Annotated in this window: 22 protein-coding genes; 2 read left to right on the plus strand and 20 right to left on the minus strand. The window is 49.5% G+C overall.

Annotation, left to right across the window (positions count from 1 at the left end):
- Positions 1-56 precede the first annotated feature (56 nt).
- The 17 genes from QEP07_RS08775 to QEP07_RS08855 all read right to left on the minus strand — a co-directional run bounded on the left by QEP07_RS08775 (position 57) and on the right by QEP07_RS08855 (position 13,674).
- Entirely contained in the window at positions 57-1,229 is a 1,173-nt protein-coding gene (locus QEP07_RS08775; protein ID WP_285009540.1) for a lytic transglycosylase domain-containing protein, read from the minus strand.
- A gap of 22 nt (positions 1,230-1,251) precedes the next feature.
- Positions 1,252-2,691, minus strand: a complete 1,440-nt coding sequence (gatA, locus tag QEP07_RS08780) for an Asp-tRNA(Asn)/Glu-tRNA(Gln) amidotransferase subunit GatA (protein WP_285009541.1) — start codon at positions 2,689-2,691, stop codon at positions 1,252-1,254.
- A gap of 13 nt (positions 2,692-2,704) precedes the next feature.
- A complete protein-coding gene (locus QEP07_RS08785; protein WP_256003580.1) occupies positions 2,705-2,908 on the minus strand; it encodes a Sec-independent protein translocase subunit TatA/TatB in 204 nt (67 codons plus the stop codon).
- A gap of 11 nt (positions 2,909-2,919) precedes the next feature.
- Entirely contained in the window at positions 2,920-3,327 is a 408-nt protein-coding gene (locus QEP07_RS08790) for a Sec-independent protein translocase subunit TatA/TatB (RefSeq protein WP_285009542.1), read from the minus strand.
- Between the two features lie 57 nt (positions 3,328-3,384).
- On the minus strand, positions 3,385-4,644 hold the full coding sequence (locus QEP07_RS08795) for a murein hydrolase activator EnvC family protein (RefSeq protein ID WP_285009543.1): 1,260 nt from the start codon (positions 4,642-4,644) through the stop codon (positions 3,385-3,387).
- A gap of 20 nt (positions 4,645-4,664) precedes the next feature.
- On the minus strand, positions 4,665-5,453 hold the full coding sequence (gene lolB1, locus QEP07_RS08800) for a lipoprotein insertase outer membrane protein LolB1 (RefSeq protein ID WP_256003576.1): 789 nt from the start codon (positions 5,451-5,453) through the stop codon (positions 4,665-4,667).
- Positions 5,431-6,393, minus strand: coding sequence for a tetratricopeptide repeat protein (locus QEP07_RS08805; RefSeq protein ID WP_285009544.1), 963 nt, complete (start codon positions 6,391-6,393; stop codon positions 5,431-5,433). Before QEP07_RS08805 ends, lolB1 begins: the two co-directional genes overlap by 23 nt.
- Before the next feature lie 11 nt (positions 6,394-6,404).
- Positions 6,405-6,836: a dUTP diphosphatase gene (dut, locus tag QEP07_RS08810; RefSeq protein WP_285009546.1), complete on the minus strand. Its 432-nt coding sequence runs from the start codon at positions 6,834-6,836 to the stop codon at positions 6,405-6,407.
- Position 6,837: 1 nt separating this feature from the next.
- A complete protein-coding gene (locus tag QEP07_RS08815) occupies positions 6,838-8,307 on the minus strand; it encodes an oligosaccharide flippase family protein (protein ID WP_285009547.1) in 1,470 nt (489 codons plus the stop codon).
- 2 nt (positions 8,308-8,309) lie between these two features.
- Entirely contained in the window at positions 8,310-8,588 is a 279-nt protein-coding gene (locus tag QEP07_RS08820; RefSeq protein ID WP_256003571.1) for an acylphosphatase, read from the minus strand.
- Entirely contained in the window at positions 8,585-9,526 is a 942-nt protein-coding gene (locus tag QEP07_RS08825) for an NAD(P)H-dependent flavin oxidoreductase (RefSeq protein ID WP_285009548.1), read from the minus strand. Before QEP07_RS08825 ends, QEP07_RS08820 begins: the two co-directional genes overlap by 4 nt.
- Before the next feature lie 3 nt (positions 9,527-9,529).
- Positions 9,530-10,708, minus strand: coding sequence for an amidohydrolase family protein (locus tag QEP07_RS08830; RefSeq protein ID WP_256003566.1), 1,179 nt, complete (start codon positions 10,706-10,708; stop codon positions 9,530-9,532).
- 23 nt (positions 10,709-10,731) lie between these two features.
- Positions 10,732-11,415 (minus strand): DUF6266 family protein, encoded by a 684-nt coding sequence (locus tag QEP07_RS08835; RefSeq protein ID WP_285009550.1) that lies wholly within the window; start codon positions 11,413-11,415, stop codon positions 10,732-10,734.
- The gene (locus QEP07_RS08840) at positions 11,360-11,998 is read right to left on the minus strand and encodes a C40 family peptidase (RefSeq protein WP_285009551.1); all 639 of its coding nucleotides are present in this window, start codon (positions 11,996-11,998) and stop codon (positions 11,360-11,362) included. Before QEP07_RS08840 ends, QEP07_RS08835 begins: the two co-directional genes overlap by 56 nt.
- Complete coding sequence (locus tag QEP07_RS08845) at positions 11,917-12,288, minus strand: hypothetical protein (protein WP_285009553.1); 372 nt, start codon at positions 12,286-12,288, stop codon at positions 11,917-11,919. Before QEP07_RS08845 ends, QEP07_RS08840 begins: the two co-directional genes overlap by 82 nt.
- A gap of 51 nt (positions 12,289-12,339) precedes the next feature.
- A complete protein-coding gene (locus QEP07_RS08850) occupies positions 12,340-12,987 on the minus strand; it encodes a DUF6266 family protein (RefSeq protein WP_285009554.1) in 648 nt (215 codons plus the stop codon).
- Between the two features lie 324 nt (positions 12,988-13,311).
- The gene (locus QEP07_RS08855) at positions 13,312-13,674 is read right to left on the minus strand and encodes a hypothetical protein (protein ID WP_256003555.1); all 363 of its coding nucleotides are present in this window, start codon (positions 13,672-13,674) and stop codon (positions 13,312-13,314) included.
- 151 nt (positions 13,675-13,825) lie between these two features.
- Here QEP07_RS08855 and QEP07_RS08860 point away from each other — a divergent pair, with 151 nt between their 5' ends.
- A complete protein-coding gene (locus tag QEP07_RS08860) occupies positions 13,826-14,164 on the plus strand; it encodes a hypothetical protein (protein WP_285009555.1) in 339 nt (112 codons plus the stop codon).
- Between the two features lie 3 nt (positions 14,165-14,167).
- On the opposite strand, the gene QEP07_RS08865 is transcribed toward QEP07_RS08860, so the two are convergent.
- Positions 14,168-15,037: a tetratricopeptide repeat protein gene (locus QEP07_RS08865; protein ID WP_285009557.1), complete on the minus strand. Its 870-nt coding sequence runs from the start codon at positions 15,035-15,037 to the stop codon at positions 14,168-14,170.
- 111 nt (positions 15,038-15,148) lie between these two features.
- Between QEP07_RS08865 and QEP07_RS08870 the strand changes: the two genes are divergently transcribed.
- Positions 15,149-15,493 (plus strand): hypothetical protein, encoded by a 345-nt coding sequence (locus QEP07_RS08870; RefSeq protein ID WP_285009559.1) that lies wholly within the window; start codon positions 15,149-15,151, stop codon positions 15,491-15,493.
- Positions 15,494-15,517: 24 nt separating this feature from the next.
- Here QEP07_RS08870 and QEP07_RS08875 read toward each other — a convergent pair whose 3' ends face one another.
- Positions 15,518-15,871 carry a response regulator gene (locus QEP07_RS08875; RefSeq protein WP_285009560.1) on the minus strand — a complete coding sequence of 118 codons (354 nt, stop codon included), beginning with the start codon at positions 15,869-15,871 and terminating at the stop codon, positions 15,518-15,520.
- Positions 15,864-17,384 (minus strand): PAS domain-containing protein, encoded by a 1,521-nt coding sequence (locus QEP07_RS08880; protein WP_285009562.1) that lies wholly within the window; start codon positions 17,382-17,384, stop codon positions 15,864-15,866. Before QEP07_RS08880 ends, QEP07_RS08875 begins: the two co-directional genes overlap by 8 nt.
- Between the last annotated feature and the right edge of the window lie 46 nt (positions 17,385-17,430).

Here is a 17,430-nt window from a genome sequence, read left to right on the forward strand (position 1 = left end):
TTATATAGGGATAAAATGAAATGCGCCATTACGGCGCATGGAATGAAATGAATAATCTAGCTCTTGAGTGGCGACCTGTCCGCCTGCTCCTCGTCAGGAGGGTAAACCTTCAACTTCTGTCCGGGCACGATCACGGTGCTTTTCAGCTTGTTCCAGACCTTTAGATCCTGCACCTCCACGCGATACTTATCTGCTATTAATCCCAAACTTTGACCCTTGGCTACTTTGTGGATTCTGTAACCTGGACTCGAGGCAAAGACCACCTTACGCTCGTTGTCTCCTCCCCCGTTCAGCACCTCATATACTGCGGCATAATCCCTCACAGCAATACGAGGAACCACCACACGTCGCGGTACGTTCATCGTGCCATTCACAATCTTCTTTTTGTACGACGGATTCAGTATCAGCAGATCTTCTTCAGGTACTGCAAGGGCCTGAGCCAGTTTCGGGAGCGACACGAAATGATTTACGTGAATGGTGTCTGCCTGCCGTGCCAATGCCGACGGCTTAACCTCAATCTCATGTTTCTTCCAGCACTTCATCATATATACCGTCGCGATAAAGGCCGGCACATAATTCCTGGTCTCCTGCGGAAGAAACTTCCGAACCACCCAAAAATCATTCGACTCCGCTTTCTCCATGGCGCGTTTCACGCCACCCATCCCGCAATTATACGCCGCTATAGCAAGCAGCCAGTCGCCGAGTTCTTCAAAAGCATCTCTGAAATACGCAGCAGCGGCATAGCTCGACTGCACAGGGTCCTTGCGCTCATCCACATAATTGTCTATGCCCAGCCCGTAGCCCTTTGCGGTGGCATACATAAACTGCCACAAACCTGTAGCTCCTACCCTCGACACGGCATGCGGGTTCAGCGAAGATTCGATGATCGGCAGGTATTTGATTTCATCAGGAATATCGTAGCTCTTCAGCGCCCGGGAAAATATAGGAGAATAATAATCAGACAGCCCCAGCATCTTGCCCATCATGTCTTTACGGCCGGCGTAGATATCTATGTACTCCTGCACATACTCATTGTACGTAAGGGGAACCATATGCTGGATAGAATCCAGGCGGTTTTTCAAAAGATAGTTGTAAGAGGCAAACCGTGGCTGCTCTTCCACTTCGGGAATAGCGGTGGTATCCGTTAAGAGAGGCATCTGCTGGGCCGACACAGAAAAACTGATAAAAGCCAGTAAGCAATAAGATACTTTAAGTATTTTTTTGTTCATAGGCACTTGGTGCTTAGCTTGTTTAGTTTGGGCCGGCAGGGTCCGACAGGTATTCATGGGCAAACGACAGCAGACTTTCTTCCTGAAAGCGGCCGGCCATTAACTGAATACTTAACGGCAGATTCTGCTGATTATTGCCCAGCGGCAAAGCTATTGCCGGAATGCCCGTTAGCGAGGCCAGAACCGTAAAAATATCGGCCATATACATTACCAGGGGATCCGCTGTCTTTTCACCTATTTTAAATGCTGGTGTGGGTGCCACCGGCAAAACCAGCAGATCAAAACTGGTCAGCAATTTTTCCATGCGTTCGCGGATAAGCTGCCTTACCTGCTGCGCCTTTTGGTAGTAAGCATCATAATAACCGGCGCTTAACACAAAGGTGCCGAGCAATATCCTGCGCTTCACTTCCTCCCCAAAACCCTCTGCTCTGGAGCGCTTATACAGTTCATTCAGGTTTCCGGCCTCCATATTCCTGTAGCCGTAATGCACGCCGTCATATCTCGACAGATTAGAAGATGCTTCGGCGGTAGTGAGTACATAATAGGCAGGCACCAGGTACTCTAAAAGGTCGAAGGAAACATACTCCACACTGTGTCCCTGTGCTGTGAAGCGGTCTACAGCCTTATTTATCGCAGTCCGAACCTCAGGGTCCAGCGCCTCACTGTCCAAAGTTTCCTTCAGCACAGCAATTTTCCTCTTCGTGTTCTTATTCAGCGACGCGGTGTAATCAGGCACAGGAAGCTGAGAGACCGTACTGTCATGAGCATCCGCGCCCGCAAGCACTTTTAGCAGTAGCGCCGCATCGTATACCGAAGAAGTAATGGTTCCAACCTGGTCAAAAGAAGAGGCGTAAGCAATAACGCCATACCGGGAAATGCGTCCGTAAGTCGGCTTCAGGCCGATATTCCCGCAGAAAGCCGCCGGTTGCCTTACCGAGCCGCCGGTATCCGTGCCCAGCGCACACAGGCACATATCTGCCTGTACCGCTACAGCCGAACCACCTGAAGAGCCGCCCGGTACGCGCGATTCATCAGCAGCGTTTCGCACGGCACCGAAAAAAGAGGTTTCGTTCGAACCGCCCATAGCAAACTCGTCGCAGTTCAGGCGACCGATGATTACGGCGTCCTCACTAAGAAGACGCTCAACCACTGTTGCCGAATACGGCGAAATATAATTTTCGAGCATCTTAGAGGATGCCGACACCTGGTGATCCTTATAGCAGATATTGTCCTTAATACCGATAACCATTCCCGCAAGTCTGCCTGCGGTACCCGCATCAATTTTTTTCTGCACTGCCCGGGCCTGCTCGGCCGCAGAATGAAAAAACACCTCATTAAACGCATTAAGGTGTTCATTCTGGGCTATTTGCTCCAAATAGTGGCTAAGCAGGGCAGGTACGCTAAGTTCTCCTTGCGCAATAAGGCCCTGTATCTCTGTCAGGCAGCTATACTTCTTATTCAAACCAGGAAAAGACTTATCTGATGTTCGATTGGTTCTGATCTGCTTTCTCTGAACTGTCTACACCGTCTTTACCTTCTTTAAATTCCTTCATCCCCTTACCCAGACCGCGCATCAGCTCAGGTATTTTCTTGCCGCCGAAAAGTAAAAGCAAGGCTACAATAATCAGGGCAATCTCTCCGCCACCTAAACCAAAGGCTGCTATTGTTGTGTTTAACATAATATTTCTTGTTAAGAATTTGTCTTTTCTGTATCTGTTGAGGTGTCCGTCTGCGTATAACTTCTGGACATCGGCATCGTATTCGGAATACCTGTCTCCACCGCAGGAGCAGGCTGCTCAAAAGCTTCTTCTTCCACGTCCTCTTCCGTAGCCTGAGAAGTGTCTGCCTCCGACACATCCTCCTTCGCCTCCCGGATCATCTCATCTATATCTTCCTTGATGCTTACCGCATTAATATTTCTGTGAATCTCACGCTTTACGTCGTCAGAAGCGTCTTTAAATTCCCGGATACCCTTGCCAAGTCCCCTGGCCAGCTCAGGCAATTTTTTACCGCCAAACAACAAAAGTATGGCAGCAACAATCAGCACCATCTCTCCTCCGCCTATATTCAGGAATTCAGCTAACGTTCCTATGTACATTGTTCCTCGCTATTTTGATTGTATTTGCAAATATAGTGTTTTTTAACCAGCCAGCTTTTACTTGGCAATCCATGCCTCAGGATTTTGCGCGGCCATACCCCGTCTTATCTGGAACTGAAGCTGGGGTGTTCCGTCCGAATTAGCCACAGTTCCGATGGTCTGCTTTGTGGAAACTTTATCGCCGCGCGACACGCTCACGGACTTCAGGTTGGAATACACGGTAAAGTAAGCCCCGTGTTTAATCAGGACATAATACCTGCCCAGTTGCGAGTCTACTGCACTTACCACCCCTTCAAATACGGCACGTACCGCAGCGCCTTCGGCGGTCTCAATATTTACACCGTCATTGGTATAACTGGCCTGGCCTTCCTTGTGAACACCAAACCTCTCTGTGATAATTCCAGTAGCCACAGGCCATGGCAGTGATCCCCGGTTTCCTTCAAACTGTGAAGACAAACGTGCTGATTCAGGCGTAGCTGTCAGATAGCCACTGCTTGTCTTAGGCTTAGCCGTAGGCTCTGGCGCTTCCCTGTTCTCTGCTTTGGCTTTTGCTGCCGCTGCGCGGGCTTCTTCTTCCTCCCGTCGTTTTGCAGCCTCAATTTCACGCGCTATAGCTGCACGTAAACTTCGTTCAACCGCAGCTTGCGTCCGTTGTCTGGCCGCTATATCCTGTTTAATCTGTTTCTCCTGTTTGCTGTACTGATTGAGCACCTTAGATTGCTCCGATTTATTTTTGCCGAGTTTGTTACGCTCGCTCTCCTGCTCTTTCAGCAAATTACTTTTCTCTTTCAAACTCTTGTCGAGCGTCACGATCCGGTAGTTGAGATCCTTCTGCTTGCCCTGGATATAATCAGCCTGTTTCTTCCGGTATTGCCCAAATTGCTGAAGGTATTTGATCCGCTTATACGCCTGGTTAAAATCCTTTGCCGCAAAAATGAACATCATTTTATCATAAGCATTCCGGTTTCGCTGGGCAAAGCGGATCATGCTGGCATATTCTTTTTTCAGTTGGCCCAACTGACCTTTCAGGTTAGTGACGGCATTTGTATTTTCATGGATTTCGTTGTCCAGATTCTTTATTTCTGAGTTGATCAGCGATATCTTGTTCTGCATGAGCCTGATCTTAGCGTTCAGCGCATTGATCTGGCTCAGCGTAAGGCGCTTTTTCTTCGCTGCCTCTGCGGCGTTTTTTTGTAGGAGATTAATTTCCCGCTGAATAGCCTCCTTCCTCCGTTTCAATTCTGCACTGCTTTGCCCGAAAGCTGCAGACCCACACAACATGAGCACAAAGAGAATAAGTAATGGATATCGCTTCATTCCACCAAAAGTATGAAAAATCAATTTATTACCTCAAACTTGCCGGGAACATTAAACGGAAACTCCAGCGGTACGTTGCCCTCAATCTTCGAATATTCCAGCTGGACACCGATGGTCTGCTTTCCGGCCATAGAGTTTATTTTCAAAGCGGTCGGGAACAGCGTCTGCCCGATTTCCTGATACTCCCCGTAAGTTACCTTCAAACCCTGCCCGCTTTTTAACTCGTTCAGATGCTGCGCTGCTACCTTAAAGAGTGTATTAAAGCCGCTCCGGTACACCAGGTCCTCGCGCTGTCCCTTTAGTACCCAAACCCCGTTTTCCTGATTGAGGCTTGCTTCATTGGTCATAAAGCCTGTAATGGTATTGCCCAGGAGGATCGACTGCAGCAACTGGAAGTCCACCGACTTGCCGGTAAACCTATGTATATAATTAAAAGGCTTTTTAAGATAGACGCTTTGCAGGTTATTCCGCACCTTAATGCTATCAGGAGTGATCAGTGCCCGCGCCACCTCAATGCCGGCGAAGGCGGTCAGGCTCACCCAGATCCTTTTGTCCTTCTCCATGCGGATGGTCATATTTACATTGCTGCTGTTGCCATTGATGTCCATGCTCGCACGTGCCTTCAGCGAAAGCGTATTGAAGTCAGCATCCTTACTCTGCAGAAGGCGCAAAGTTTCCGCCCTACCGTCTGGAGCCGCCACAACAGTATCTGCACGAGGCACTGTCACTACAGCTTTTTTGGTTTTACATCCTGCTGCCAGTACCACCACCAGCAGGAGCAGCAAGCTATTTAATTGATTTCTTTTCATTGATCTTCTTCTCCAAATCCAAATACACTTTATTTTCCGAATCAAACTGCAGGGCCGATTTAATACGATCCAATGCCGGTTTCAGGTCCCCTTCCCTGAAAAGCGCCAGGGCAGCATAATAATAAAGCACTGCCTGGTTCGGGTATAAGCTTAACGCATCTTCGCTGCTTTTAATTGCCTGGCTGTACAGACCCAGCCCGATCTCACTTTGCAGTTTACGCTCCCAAACCTTAAACTGCCCCTTACCTGCTGCAAGAATCGCGTTAAATTGCACCAGCGCCGCCGCCAGGTCGCCCTGTTTATATAGCTGCTCCCCGGCCGCCATATCCGGCGCCACCGTATTTTTGGGCAACTGCGGATGAGCAATGTCAGGATGCATATCTTTAGCACTTACACGTGCCCTCGCTTTGGTAAGGGCCTCCGACGAACCAAACTTCTTCTCGAGTTCGTCATAGCCGTCCATAGCCGCCTTGGTATTTCCCGAAAGCAGCAAGGCATTTGCCCGGTCAAAGTAAAAAGAGTCGTCGTTGGGCGAAAGCCGGATCAGCTCGTTAAAAACGTCAATAAGGCTAAGCATATCACCTTTCCGCTTATACAATTCAGCAAGCAACTTCCAGTACCAGACATTATTCCGCTCAACCGACGTTGCCCGCCGTATCGCCAGCTCAGCCTCGGGCAACCTGTTCTGTCTGAAGTTAAGCACAGCCAGTTCGTAATACGCCGCCGCATGGTTCGGGTCCATCGCTATCACCTTCTCAAAACGCTCGGCAGCACGCGGATAATCCTCATTAAGCTTTTCCCGAAGCCCAGCGAAAAACAAGTCCTTAATAGCCGTTGTGTCCGGCAGCAACATCCGCGGTTGCTGCGCGCGCGCAGCAGCTGTCCATGTCAGCTGACACACGCCAAAAATCCCTGCTATCAAATATGCCTTTCGCCCCATTATGTTATATTTTACCTGCCGGTATGGCCGTAACCCCCCGCCCCTCTTGCCGTATCACTCAGTTCATCCACCAGGTTCCATTCCACTGTTTCATGGCGGGCCACTACCATCTGGGCAATCCGCTCACCGTCGTTTACCACAAAATCGGTGTCCGAAAGGTTCACCAGCAATACTTTGATCTCACCGCGGTAATCCGCATCTATCGTCCCCGGAGCGTTTACAATGCTGATGCCATGCTTATAAGCCAGCCCGCTTCTCGGCCTGATCTGTGCCTCATAACCTACCGGCAGTTCAATATGTATACCCGTTGGAATCAGCACACGCTGCAAAGGTTTAATGGTGATTGCAGATTCAACAAAGGCCCGCAGGTCCATTCCCGCTGCATGTGCCGTTTCGTATTGTGGCAAGGCATGGGAAGAATGGTTAATAATACTAATGTTCATATCACTTCTTTAAAAGGCTCATCACCGTTTGTTTTTCAAAATAAACGGCCGCGCCGATAAACAGCAGCAGCAGTCCGTTTCCAATATAAATATTTCTGTCAAATACCCAGAAAGAAAGTACAACGAGCACAACGGCCGTACACAGGTAAGCCAGGATCTTTTTCAGGTCGTACGGTATCGGATAGTTGCGCTGCCCCAGCACATAGGAGATCACCATCATTAGAAAATAGGCCAGCAGGGAAACCCAGGCCGAACCCATATAACCGTATTCCGGCACCAGTAAAAAGTTAAATACGATGGTAGCCACGGCGCCAACCACCGAAATATACAGCCCGTAGCGTGTCTGGTCCGACAAGCGGTACCAGACCGACAAATTCATGTAGATTCCCAGACAAACATAGCCAAGCAACAGGAAGGGAACCGCGCCAAGGCCCGACCAGTATTCGCTGTTAATGAAATATTTCAGCAGTTCTATGTTGGCCACCAGGCCGACAAAAATGATGGCCAGGGCTATCGAAAAATAATTGAGGATGACCGCGTAGGTTTGCCGCGCATTGGCGTTTTTAGCGTGACTGAAGAAAAAGGGTTCGGCACCCAAACGGAAAGCCATGTTGAACAGGCTCAGGAACACTGCAATCTTGCAAACCCCGCCGTAAACACCCAGATCATGATCAGACACCCCAAGTTTACTGATGATCATCTTATCCAGGTGCTCATTGATCACGAAGGAAAGATTGGCCACAAGCACAGGCCAGGAATACGAAAACATACTGGCAAACAAAGCCCGGTCAAACCGCAGCTGCAATTTCAGCAGTTCGGGCAGCAGCATAAAAAAGGTCACCGAACTGGCAATAAGATTCGCAATAAACACATAACCTACCCATTCCGTGCGGTACCAGGAAGCAAACCAATGCCCCGTCGCCCCGCCCGTTCCTATGATCAACGGGATACCAAAAAGGAAGAAGAGGTTAAAGCCGATAAAACACCCAATATTCACAAACTTGATAATGCTATATCTAACCGGCTTTCCGTCGGCTCGTACCCGCGCAAAGGGGATCACGCATATGGCGTCCACAAACAGCACCCAGATCACTGAGCGAACATATGTTTTGTAATCTTCAAGCTGCGTAGCACTTTCTGCAAGATAGCTGGCCACCGGGGTGGTAAACACAAGGCCGGTCACCAGAAAGAGGAGTGAAATGAATGCAATACAGAAAAAGGCATTGTTATAAACCTCCTGCCTCTTTTCCTCATGCTTGTTCAGGTAGCGAAAAAAAGTAGTCTCCATTCCGAAGGCCAGAATCGCATTGAGCAGGGAGGCAGACGCATACATCTTCGTAAAAATGGCATAAACCCCCGGTTTGAAGACATCCGTAAAGAGGGGGGTCAAGATAAAATTGAACAGCCTGGAAACCATGGTAGAGATACCATAAATTGCTGTCTGCCCCAGAAACCGCTTTAATGCCCCCATAACTATTTTTTAAGGATCACAAAATCCTTATAATTTTTAAGCTCACCTGCCGTCACGGTACATGCCTCCACCCTCGCACGGTCCGGACCATCCTCGCACCATTCCACAAAAGTGTCCAGTGCCCACTGATCACCTTCAGCCTCTATATAAACGGACCCGTCTGATTCATTTCTTACCAGCCCCTTAATGCCGGCCTGATCGGCTACATACTTTGTCGTTTGCCGGTAGCCTACGCCCTGCACTTTGCCTGTTACCCGTATGGCAATATGTTGTTTTGTCATAAATTCATTAATCTGTTCTTTTCCCGCAAAAACTCCGCCCACATATCCTCAAGAATTCGCGCGGCCGGCCGCACCTCTTTAAGCATGGCGGCTACCTGACCGATCTCCAGCTCACCCTCCTCCATATCGCCCTCAAACATCCCCAGTTTGGCACGTGCGCGACCCAGCAACTGTAGCAGCGTGGTCGAATCCGCCCCCTCGGCCTCCGCCTGTGCCACCGCATCAGCAAAAGTATTCTTCAGCAGGCGCACGGGCACCAGCTTCTTCATGCGCAGCCGCGTGTCACCTTCGCCTGAAGCCACGATCCTGTCTTTAAAGGCCGGATGCGCGGAAGACTCCTCTGCTACCGCAAAGGCAGAGCCCACTTGCACCGCCTCTGCACCCAGCGCCATTGCCGCCAGCATCGCACGGCCGCTGCCTATGCCACCTGCGGCGATAACCGGAATTTTCAAGGCATCGCAAACCATCGGTACCAGACACATGGTAGTCGTTTCTTCCCGACCATTATGCCCGCCCGCCTCGAAGCCTTCGGCCACCACGGCATCTGCACCGGCGCTTTCCGCTTTAAGCGCAAACCTGGTGTTGGCTACCACGTGAACTACTGTAATGCCCTGCTCTTTCAGATAGCCCGTCCAGGTGGCAGGATTACCTGCGGAGGAAAAGACAATCCCGACTTTCTCATCCACAATCACCTGCATCAGCGCCTCGATACTCGGATACAGCAGGGGCACATTCACCGCAAAAGGTTTAGCGGTGGCGAGCCGGCATTTACGGATATGTTCGCGCAAAACTTCCGGATACATCGAGCCCGCGCCAATGATGCCCAGTCCGCCCGCTTCAGAAACTGCCGAGGCAAGCCGCCAACCACTGCACCAAACCATTCCCGCCTGAATAATGGGATACCGGATACCAAAAAGTGCTGTGATCCTGTTTGTCATCTCTTAATATAGTCGCCTCATTGCACTGCCCAGCATCACCCTGCCGTCACTTTCCTCAAATTGCAGCAGGTTTATACCCGGCCGCTTACCCACTTCGAGGCAACCATAACGATCGTCGACGCCCAAAAAGCGTGCGCCGTTCCAGGTTGCCCAAACAAGCAGTTCTTCTACAGGAACGCCGAAATGCTTCTGTAACGTAACCATTTCAGCAAAAATACTCAGACTTTCATTACTTGCCAGACTGTCCGTACCCAGCGTTATGGTGAGCCCCTCTTCGCGCAACATCTGCACGTCGGGCAGGCGGTTTTCGATATAAAGGTTGGCATTAGGACACAAACACCAGAACAGGTTCCGGTGCATGGCCCTGGCAAACTGCACGTCCGACCTCGAGGTAAAAGTATTATGTACCAGCAATACACGCTGGTTTGGCGGCAGCATGGGCAGGTAACTCCGCAGGGAAGACCTGCCCGTAGGCTTGTAGAAATCGATATTCAGTCCGAGCGACTCGTAAAGGCTGAGGAATGCACCCTGCTTACTTTCAAAAAAAGCATTTTCGTCAGCCGTCTCCTGGTTATGGATACTTAAAAACGTGTCTTCTTGTTCCACCACCTCTTTCAGTCGCTCAAACAGGGGTTGCGACACAGAATAGGGCGCATGCGGCGAAAGGGATACCGACAGCGGGGCGAACTTCGCTTTGCTTTCCATCGCACGCTCCAGTACCTTACCCGCCACATCAGGGTTAAACCCCATCGTTTCGAGGAAAGTATGGTACCAGATCAGGCTTCCCCTTTTAATCATCTTTGAAACTGGCGTGTTGGAGATATCGCCAACGGCGACGATGCCGTTTTCCAGCATCTCTTTATCGGCCCTCCGCATAGCAGCATCAAGCGCATATTCATCTGCGGTACGCATCTTCATCACGGCCTGGACGAATTCTGGCAAACCAGTATGCTTGTCGATCTTTCCCCGCAAGCTCGAGAGCTCCAGGTGACAATGCGTATTCACAAAGCCTGGAACCAGCAGGCCATCATAATGCTTTGCATCGCCAATCCCCATAGCTGCAGCCTCTTGCTCCGTAAGCACTTGCCTGATCGTGCCCTTGGAGTCTACGCCAAGCACCCCGTTTTTTATAGGGGCTGAAGTGACCGGGTAAACATAACTCGCAGAGATATATGAAACCATGATACAAAGAAAAGGTATTTCCGCTAAAGAATGGTCAATTCACCTAAGTAATTGCTTGTACTTACCGCATCACCGGCCGCAGCCACAAACAACACATAGAGGTGCACCGCATCGCCTGTGAAGCTGCCGGGCAACTGCAGCAGGGCCTCCCGGTCCTTTCGGCAAGCCACCTCATGAAAGGTTACGAACTTTTCCTTGGCTGTATTGTACACCACCACGGTGATAAGGTCATCATCCGCATTAAATGCAGACGGCCTGTAATTCGCCCAGCTTAGGAAAAGCGCTGCCCCGCCCGCTGCAGCCGGTGTGGCAAACCAGGAACTAAGCAGTTCACCGCGACTGATCACTGCACGGGTATAATCAATGCCTTTCACCCCTTCGTCGACCTTTATTGCATGTTTCATCAAATTCGAGATCGCCATATTCATGGGGGTAGGGCCCTCCGTAAACTGCTGGTACCCTATGGTTATAACCTCCCTGATGGAACGCAGCCAGCTGCTCACGTCCGAAAGCAGCTTTCGTTGCCGCAACTGCTTTTCTGTAGGCTGCTGATTTGATTTGCCGGGCAGACTCCGGAAATAGTCAACACCCCGCCAGGACACCCCTACCACCGTGCCCACTTTGCCATGAAAGCTCCCGTTTATACCATTCCTATATTTTGCCACGCTTGCCTCCATTTCTTTTTCCGGATTGCGGGCGACCCGCATTGTCCAGCCAGTTTGCCAGCTTAGCAACCGTTCGTTGGTGCCTTATCTTTCTATATACACCTTCACCATCGCGTGCCCCGCTCATGTTGGTATTTCCCTCCGTGCCAAGGACCCAATCGCCCTGCCAGCCCGTTACAATTCCGCAATGGCCCACCCGTCCCAGCGAGGGATAATACAGCCCATACACAAGGGCTTTTTCCTGACGCGCCGGTATACCTGCCATACGGTTTACCATCTCCCGTCCACTGGGGAACAAGGCCGGCGTCCAGGCGGTACGTGGATGAGCGAAACCCGCTTCAGCAAACACCCAGCTTACATACGCCGCGCACCACGGCGAACCTTTTCCGAGACCCACGTACTTAAGATATGCTTCAACACGCCGACCACAATTTTCACAACCTTCCTCCCTAACGCCGATCTCATTTTCGGCGATTCTGATAATTCTTTCCTCATCATTCTCCTTTTTGTACATCAAAAAACGCTGCTCCGACACCCGGGCTGCTACAACACCGCTGCCAGGCAGCCAACCCCCGCAAACAAAAGCAAGGCAAAACAAGCCAGATAAAAACTTAACTGTACCCATACATCCATCTCCTTAATTTTTAAAGCCAAAACACCCGGGCTTGGCAAACCCAGGTAAATCAAAAAACCCTTCAGCAGCCACAGACTCATCCCTATCACCATCAGAAAACAAAGCATGCTGATCACGATAAGCACCACAATGCCCGGATCTACATAGCCCGACCTCACATCGAGAGCGAGCACCATACGCTGAACCAACGGCCATATCAGCACCAGCGTTGTAAACACCAGCACGCGCCTGGTCAGCTCATAATTGCCTTTGCGAAATACGCTTAATAATAAACCGCCCATAAAATATTCATTTAAAAAAGGCGGCGCACATCGCGCCGCCTGATACTACCACTACGCGATATCCATATCGCCCAGATACACACTGTCACTGGCATGCTTGCCATCAGCGCTTATAAAGAACACCCAGATATCTACACTGTCGCCGCTAAAATCCGGTGGGAGTGAAAGCGCATAGCTTTGGGTCGACCGCGCCACGGCGTCCTGCACCACAACGAAGCGGTCTTTCACCGCATTGTACACCACAATCGTGACCTTGTCAGTGCCATTGGTGTTTCCCAGACCAGTACCTGCATTGTTCAGCCAGCTAAAATCAAGCTGCGCATCTACCGCGGCCGAAACATCCATAACCGGTGGCTCCAGCAGCGGGCCGCGGCTGAGCGTGATCTTGCTGTAGTCGAGCGACAGGTCCGGATACACACCAACGATCGCCTCGTTCAGGTTATACTGCATCGCGGCGTTATTGGCCGACTGCCCCCGCTTCCTGTTCCTGAATCCAGCCTTAAGCACCGGACCTATCGGGCGGAAAAACCCGATCATCAAACCAAAAGCAGCACGCTGTGCGAGCTGCGCCGCCGTAGCCGGCTTACTCGATTTCGACGGCAAACTTCGCATCGTCCATTCACCTTCACGAACGGCACCAATCACCGTCCCAACTTTTCCTGAGAATGGCCCCAGGATACCTTTACCAAATTTTCCCATAATGTTTATTTGTTTTAAAAAGTCAATACACGAGCGCGTTAATCTCTTTCTGTTACACCATTTGTAACCCAATATGTCAAAGAACTTACTTCAGCACCCCCCGGTACCTAAATTGCTTTTGTTATGCTTTTGCTGAGCTGACCTGAGCGGCTTTGTTGCGGAGCTTCAAAGGAGGCCTTTCCAGTGGGCAAAAAAATTGCTTTTGCTGAGCTGACCTTAGCGGCTTTGTTGCGGAGCTTCAAAGGAGGCCTTTCCAGTGGGCAAAAAAATTGCTTTTGCTGAGCTGACCTTAGCGGCTTTGTTGCGGAGCTTCAAAGGATGCAGTCAGCGAAGCAAATGCAATTTTTTAACAGCATAATCAAACTCCGCAATACTGCAGTCACAAGCAAACTCACACCTCACTTCACCTTGAAAAGCATCCAGCCTGCGCCACAAATTCACAGAAACCATCCGCGCCGCACAGGAAACCTCCAGTACAAACTCATTGCAGGCCTCATCAAGCAAATCAAACCAGCTCTCCCGGCCGCCACCAGCAATTACTGCACGGCGCAACTGCTCCAGTTTGGCTACGAAAGGCAGCACACCAACCAAACGCGAAAGCTTAAACGCAAAGCCATTCGCAGCAAAAACCACTTCGGCCTTGTCATCCGCTACCGCTCCTAAAGAAATCTTAAATCTATCATCCATAATACCTGATCGTTTAACCTGACACAAAAGTCGCCTTCTGAAAATCAAACAGATCAGGGTGTAGTGAGAATGGCACTGGCCGACACAACTTTGTCACCAGTTGTCGGACTTTATTGATAAAATCCTTAACTTAGCTCATATATAACCTGTTATGAAAAAAACGCTTACCCCAATTGCCGCACTTACCTTAATCGCCCTGGCAAGTCATGCCCAGCAGACAGAAATCGAGAAGCTCGACTCGACATATAAAAAAACTGACACGGTTAAGATCAGAGGCTTTCACATCAGTCGGGGCAAGTCCGGACCTTTCGTTAAAAAGATGGGAACAGATACAGTACATGGCCCAGTTAAGATGCCCAACGGCTACCGGGAATCTAGAATCGAACCCGTTTCCATGCCCACTTACCGGATCGGGGAACCGGGAGAGCCAAAAGTCCGGGGCCTGAACATTCAAAACCTTGAAAAACCTAAAAAGAATAAGAAGAAGTGATGCTTAAAGTTTTTGCTTCATGTCGTTCAAATTCCGCATCATCACAGAATTTGGATTAGCAATAAGTTGTTCCGCTTTCTTATACCACTCCTCAAATTTACCTTTGTTCCGTACGCTAAAAAAGCCATACGCCATATTGTAGGCCATTTCCATTTTTTGCGGGCTTTGCCCAGCAAGATCAATCCCTGCTGAATAAGTCTTTTCGGCGTCCTCCAGTTTGCCTAGATTCATATACGTATAGCCAAGTTCGCGGTAAAACCAGAAGTTTTTCGGATCATGCCTCATCGCCACGTTTAACACTTCGGCAGCTTTATCAAACTTTTTGTTAGCATTATAATTAAAAGCAAGTTCAAATTCAAGGCCTGCTGCATGAGGCTCTTTCGCGTATGCATTAAGCAAATATTCTAATGCCTTAGCGTAAGCACCTACATGGTTGTAGTGCCGGCCCCAGGTAACAATGTTCCTGGTCTCTTCCATGTTTACCTTATAATGCTTGAGGAATGCAGCTTCTTGAGGGAGATTCAACTGCTTCAGCCGGTCAGCCGACAACGGAGAAACCTGGGCAATGTTTGTCTCGAGCCGGACTTTCGCATTTCCACTATTGCTGAATGGCCTGGCGGAGAAGGTTCCGTCGTCCATGACCTTAAATGTACCTTGAAAATCAAAAGTAAAACCCGCTGAGGAATCGACATAAACCACTCCGTAAGCATAAGCAGAATCTGTATGCTTTTTAGGGAACACCACCCACTGATTTTCCATGTCGTAGAAGTTCTTATTGAAAACAAGATCGGTTGCAGCTTTTTGCTGTGCAGAAAGAAACAGGGGTGCAATGCTTATCAGCAAAACGAGGCATTTAAATGGAGAGAATTTCATAAGCGGTAATTAACGTTTGGCAACCTAATATAACATTATTAAATAAATTATCTAAAAGCACTTTGAATTACAAAGTTATTATATATACCTTTGTATCAAACATGTAGAACTATGACAACATCAGTTAAAAACATCGAACCCAAACAACCACTCTTTTCTCCGTTACTAACCCGCAGAATGATCGCCTGCGCACTCGTAGGGCTTATCGTGGTCGGCGTATTTGTTATCGGAGCCGGAGAAGGCGATCCTTCCTGGGGTAAATACTGGCGCATCAAACCTTTACTGCTTACTCCGGCGCTTTGTGCTGTTGTTGGACTATGCTATGACATCACGCAGCCCCTCAGGGATATTAAAGGCTGGAGAGGTAATGTACTTTTTATTTTAAGCCTGCTTGCAATGCTCGTTGGCTTATGGATGAGCCTGATCCTCGGCTTAAACGGCACCATGTGGGACTAAGTACCGGGTAGATGCATAAGATCGTCAAGAAAGCGAAATCTTGTCAACGAGCGCATCAATATCAAATGGCTTGGCAATAAAGCCATCGGCACCCGCGGCCATAGCAACAGACTGGCCGTCGCGGCTGGCCGACATAATGATCACCTTGGTTTCCCTGGTGCGCTCGTCTTCCCTCAACCGCTTCAGCACCTGGTCTCCGGAAAGGCCGGGCATCCACAGATCCATCAGCAGCAGATCCGGATTAAGGTTAAGCACCTGATCCAAAACCTTTCTGCTGTCTGTTTCTGTAACTATTTCAAACGGGGTATCCTCAAGCACCATTTCGAGCATCTCTAGGATGTCCGCATCATCATCACAAATGATAAGCTTTTTAATCATTCCCCACCTCCCTGCTTTCTACCGGCAACGTTAAACTGAACGTGGAGCCGCGGCCCAGCTCACTGTCTACCCAAAGCGTTCCGCCATGATGCGATACGATCTGCTGACAGATATATAAACCAATACCCATACCCGGAAATTTTCGTTGTATATCGTTCGCCCTGTAAAAACGATCAAAAACCCGTTTCTGATCGTCTGCGGAAATGCCGATACCATAGTCCGTCACCGCAATCTTCGCATATTCACTCACCTCCGAAAGATGCACGCTGACCGCTTCAGAGTCTGGCGAATACTTGATCGCGTTAACGATGAGGTTTGTCAGCACCTGTGCAAGCTGCGAATCATCACCCAAAACATTGCGCCTCACTTTGCCTACCACCAGAATCTTATGATCGGGATGATTCGGCCGGAGTTCATCCGCAACCTCAGATACCAGCAAATTCAAATCAAGCGACTCCTTGTTTACCGTAAAAATGCCATTCTGTATTCTCGACATCTCCAGCAAACTCGTGATAATACTATCCAGGCGCGCAATCTGCTTTCCTGTCTTTTCTACAATCGTCCGGATCTTTGGCTGGGTGTCCAGGGGAAGATACTTTTTCAGGGCCTGATGATAACCCTTAATCGTCGTCAGCGGAGTTTTAAGTTCATGACTGGACACCGAAAGGAAATCGTCCTTTCTGTTTTCCGCAGCGCGTACCTCCGTAATGTCCTCTATAGCCAGCAAAATGCGGTCCTTATAAGTGCCTTCCAGCTCAACCCTATGCGCATTTAGCAACATAAGTTTCCTTCCGATATGCGGAAAGTCATGCTCCACCTCAAAATCGAGCACCGGGTTATTGGTAGGAAGGATACGCTCAAGCAATTCCTTCAAACGCGTGATGTTCCACTGTCCGTTTCCAAGCTCATACAGACTCTTCCCCTCGGTTTCCCGCTTCTCCACCTTAAATGTTTTCAGAAAAAAATCATTCGCAGAAATCACCCGGTAGCCCGAGTCAAGTACCAGCAGCCCCTGTCTTATCGTTTGTACAATACTGTCCAGGTACTCCTCGCTTTCCCTGAGCTGTGCCGTACGCTCGGCCACCTTGCCTTCTACCAGCTCACGCTCATGGATCAGGTCTTCCTCTGCATTCTTTCGGCGGGTCACATCATTCTGAACGCCTACAAAATGCGTCACATTCCCGCTTTCATCTCTTATAGGAGAAATATACAGCTCATTCCAGAAGAACTGACCGTTTTTCCGGTAATTGCGTATCTCAACAGTCACAGCCTCACCGCTGTCAACAGCCGCCCTTATGGCTGCCCTTGAAGCCTGTTCGCGTTCGCTGCCCTGAAGGAACCGGCAGTTCCTGCCAATAACCTCCTCACGCTGGTAGCCTGAAAGTTTAACAAAGGCCTGGTTACAATATATAATCGGATTATCCGGGAGTTGGTTATCCGTAACAATAATCCCACAGGTAGAGGCGTCGAGGGCAGCCCGCAGCAACTGGTTTTCCGCGTTAGAATTATTCATAGTTATTCGAGATTCTAAATGCTGAAAAATCTAAGCAATTGCTTTG

The organism is Pedobacter faecalis, assembly GCF_030182585.1.
GTDB lineage: Bacteria > Bacteroidota > Bacteroidia > Sphingobacteriales > Sphingobacteriaceae > Pedobacter > Pedobacter faecalis.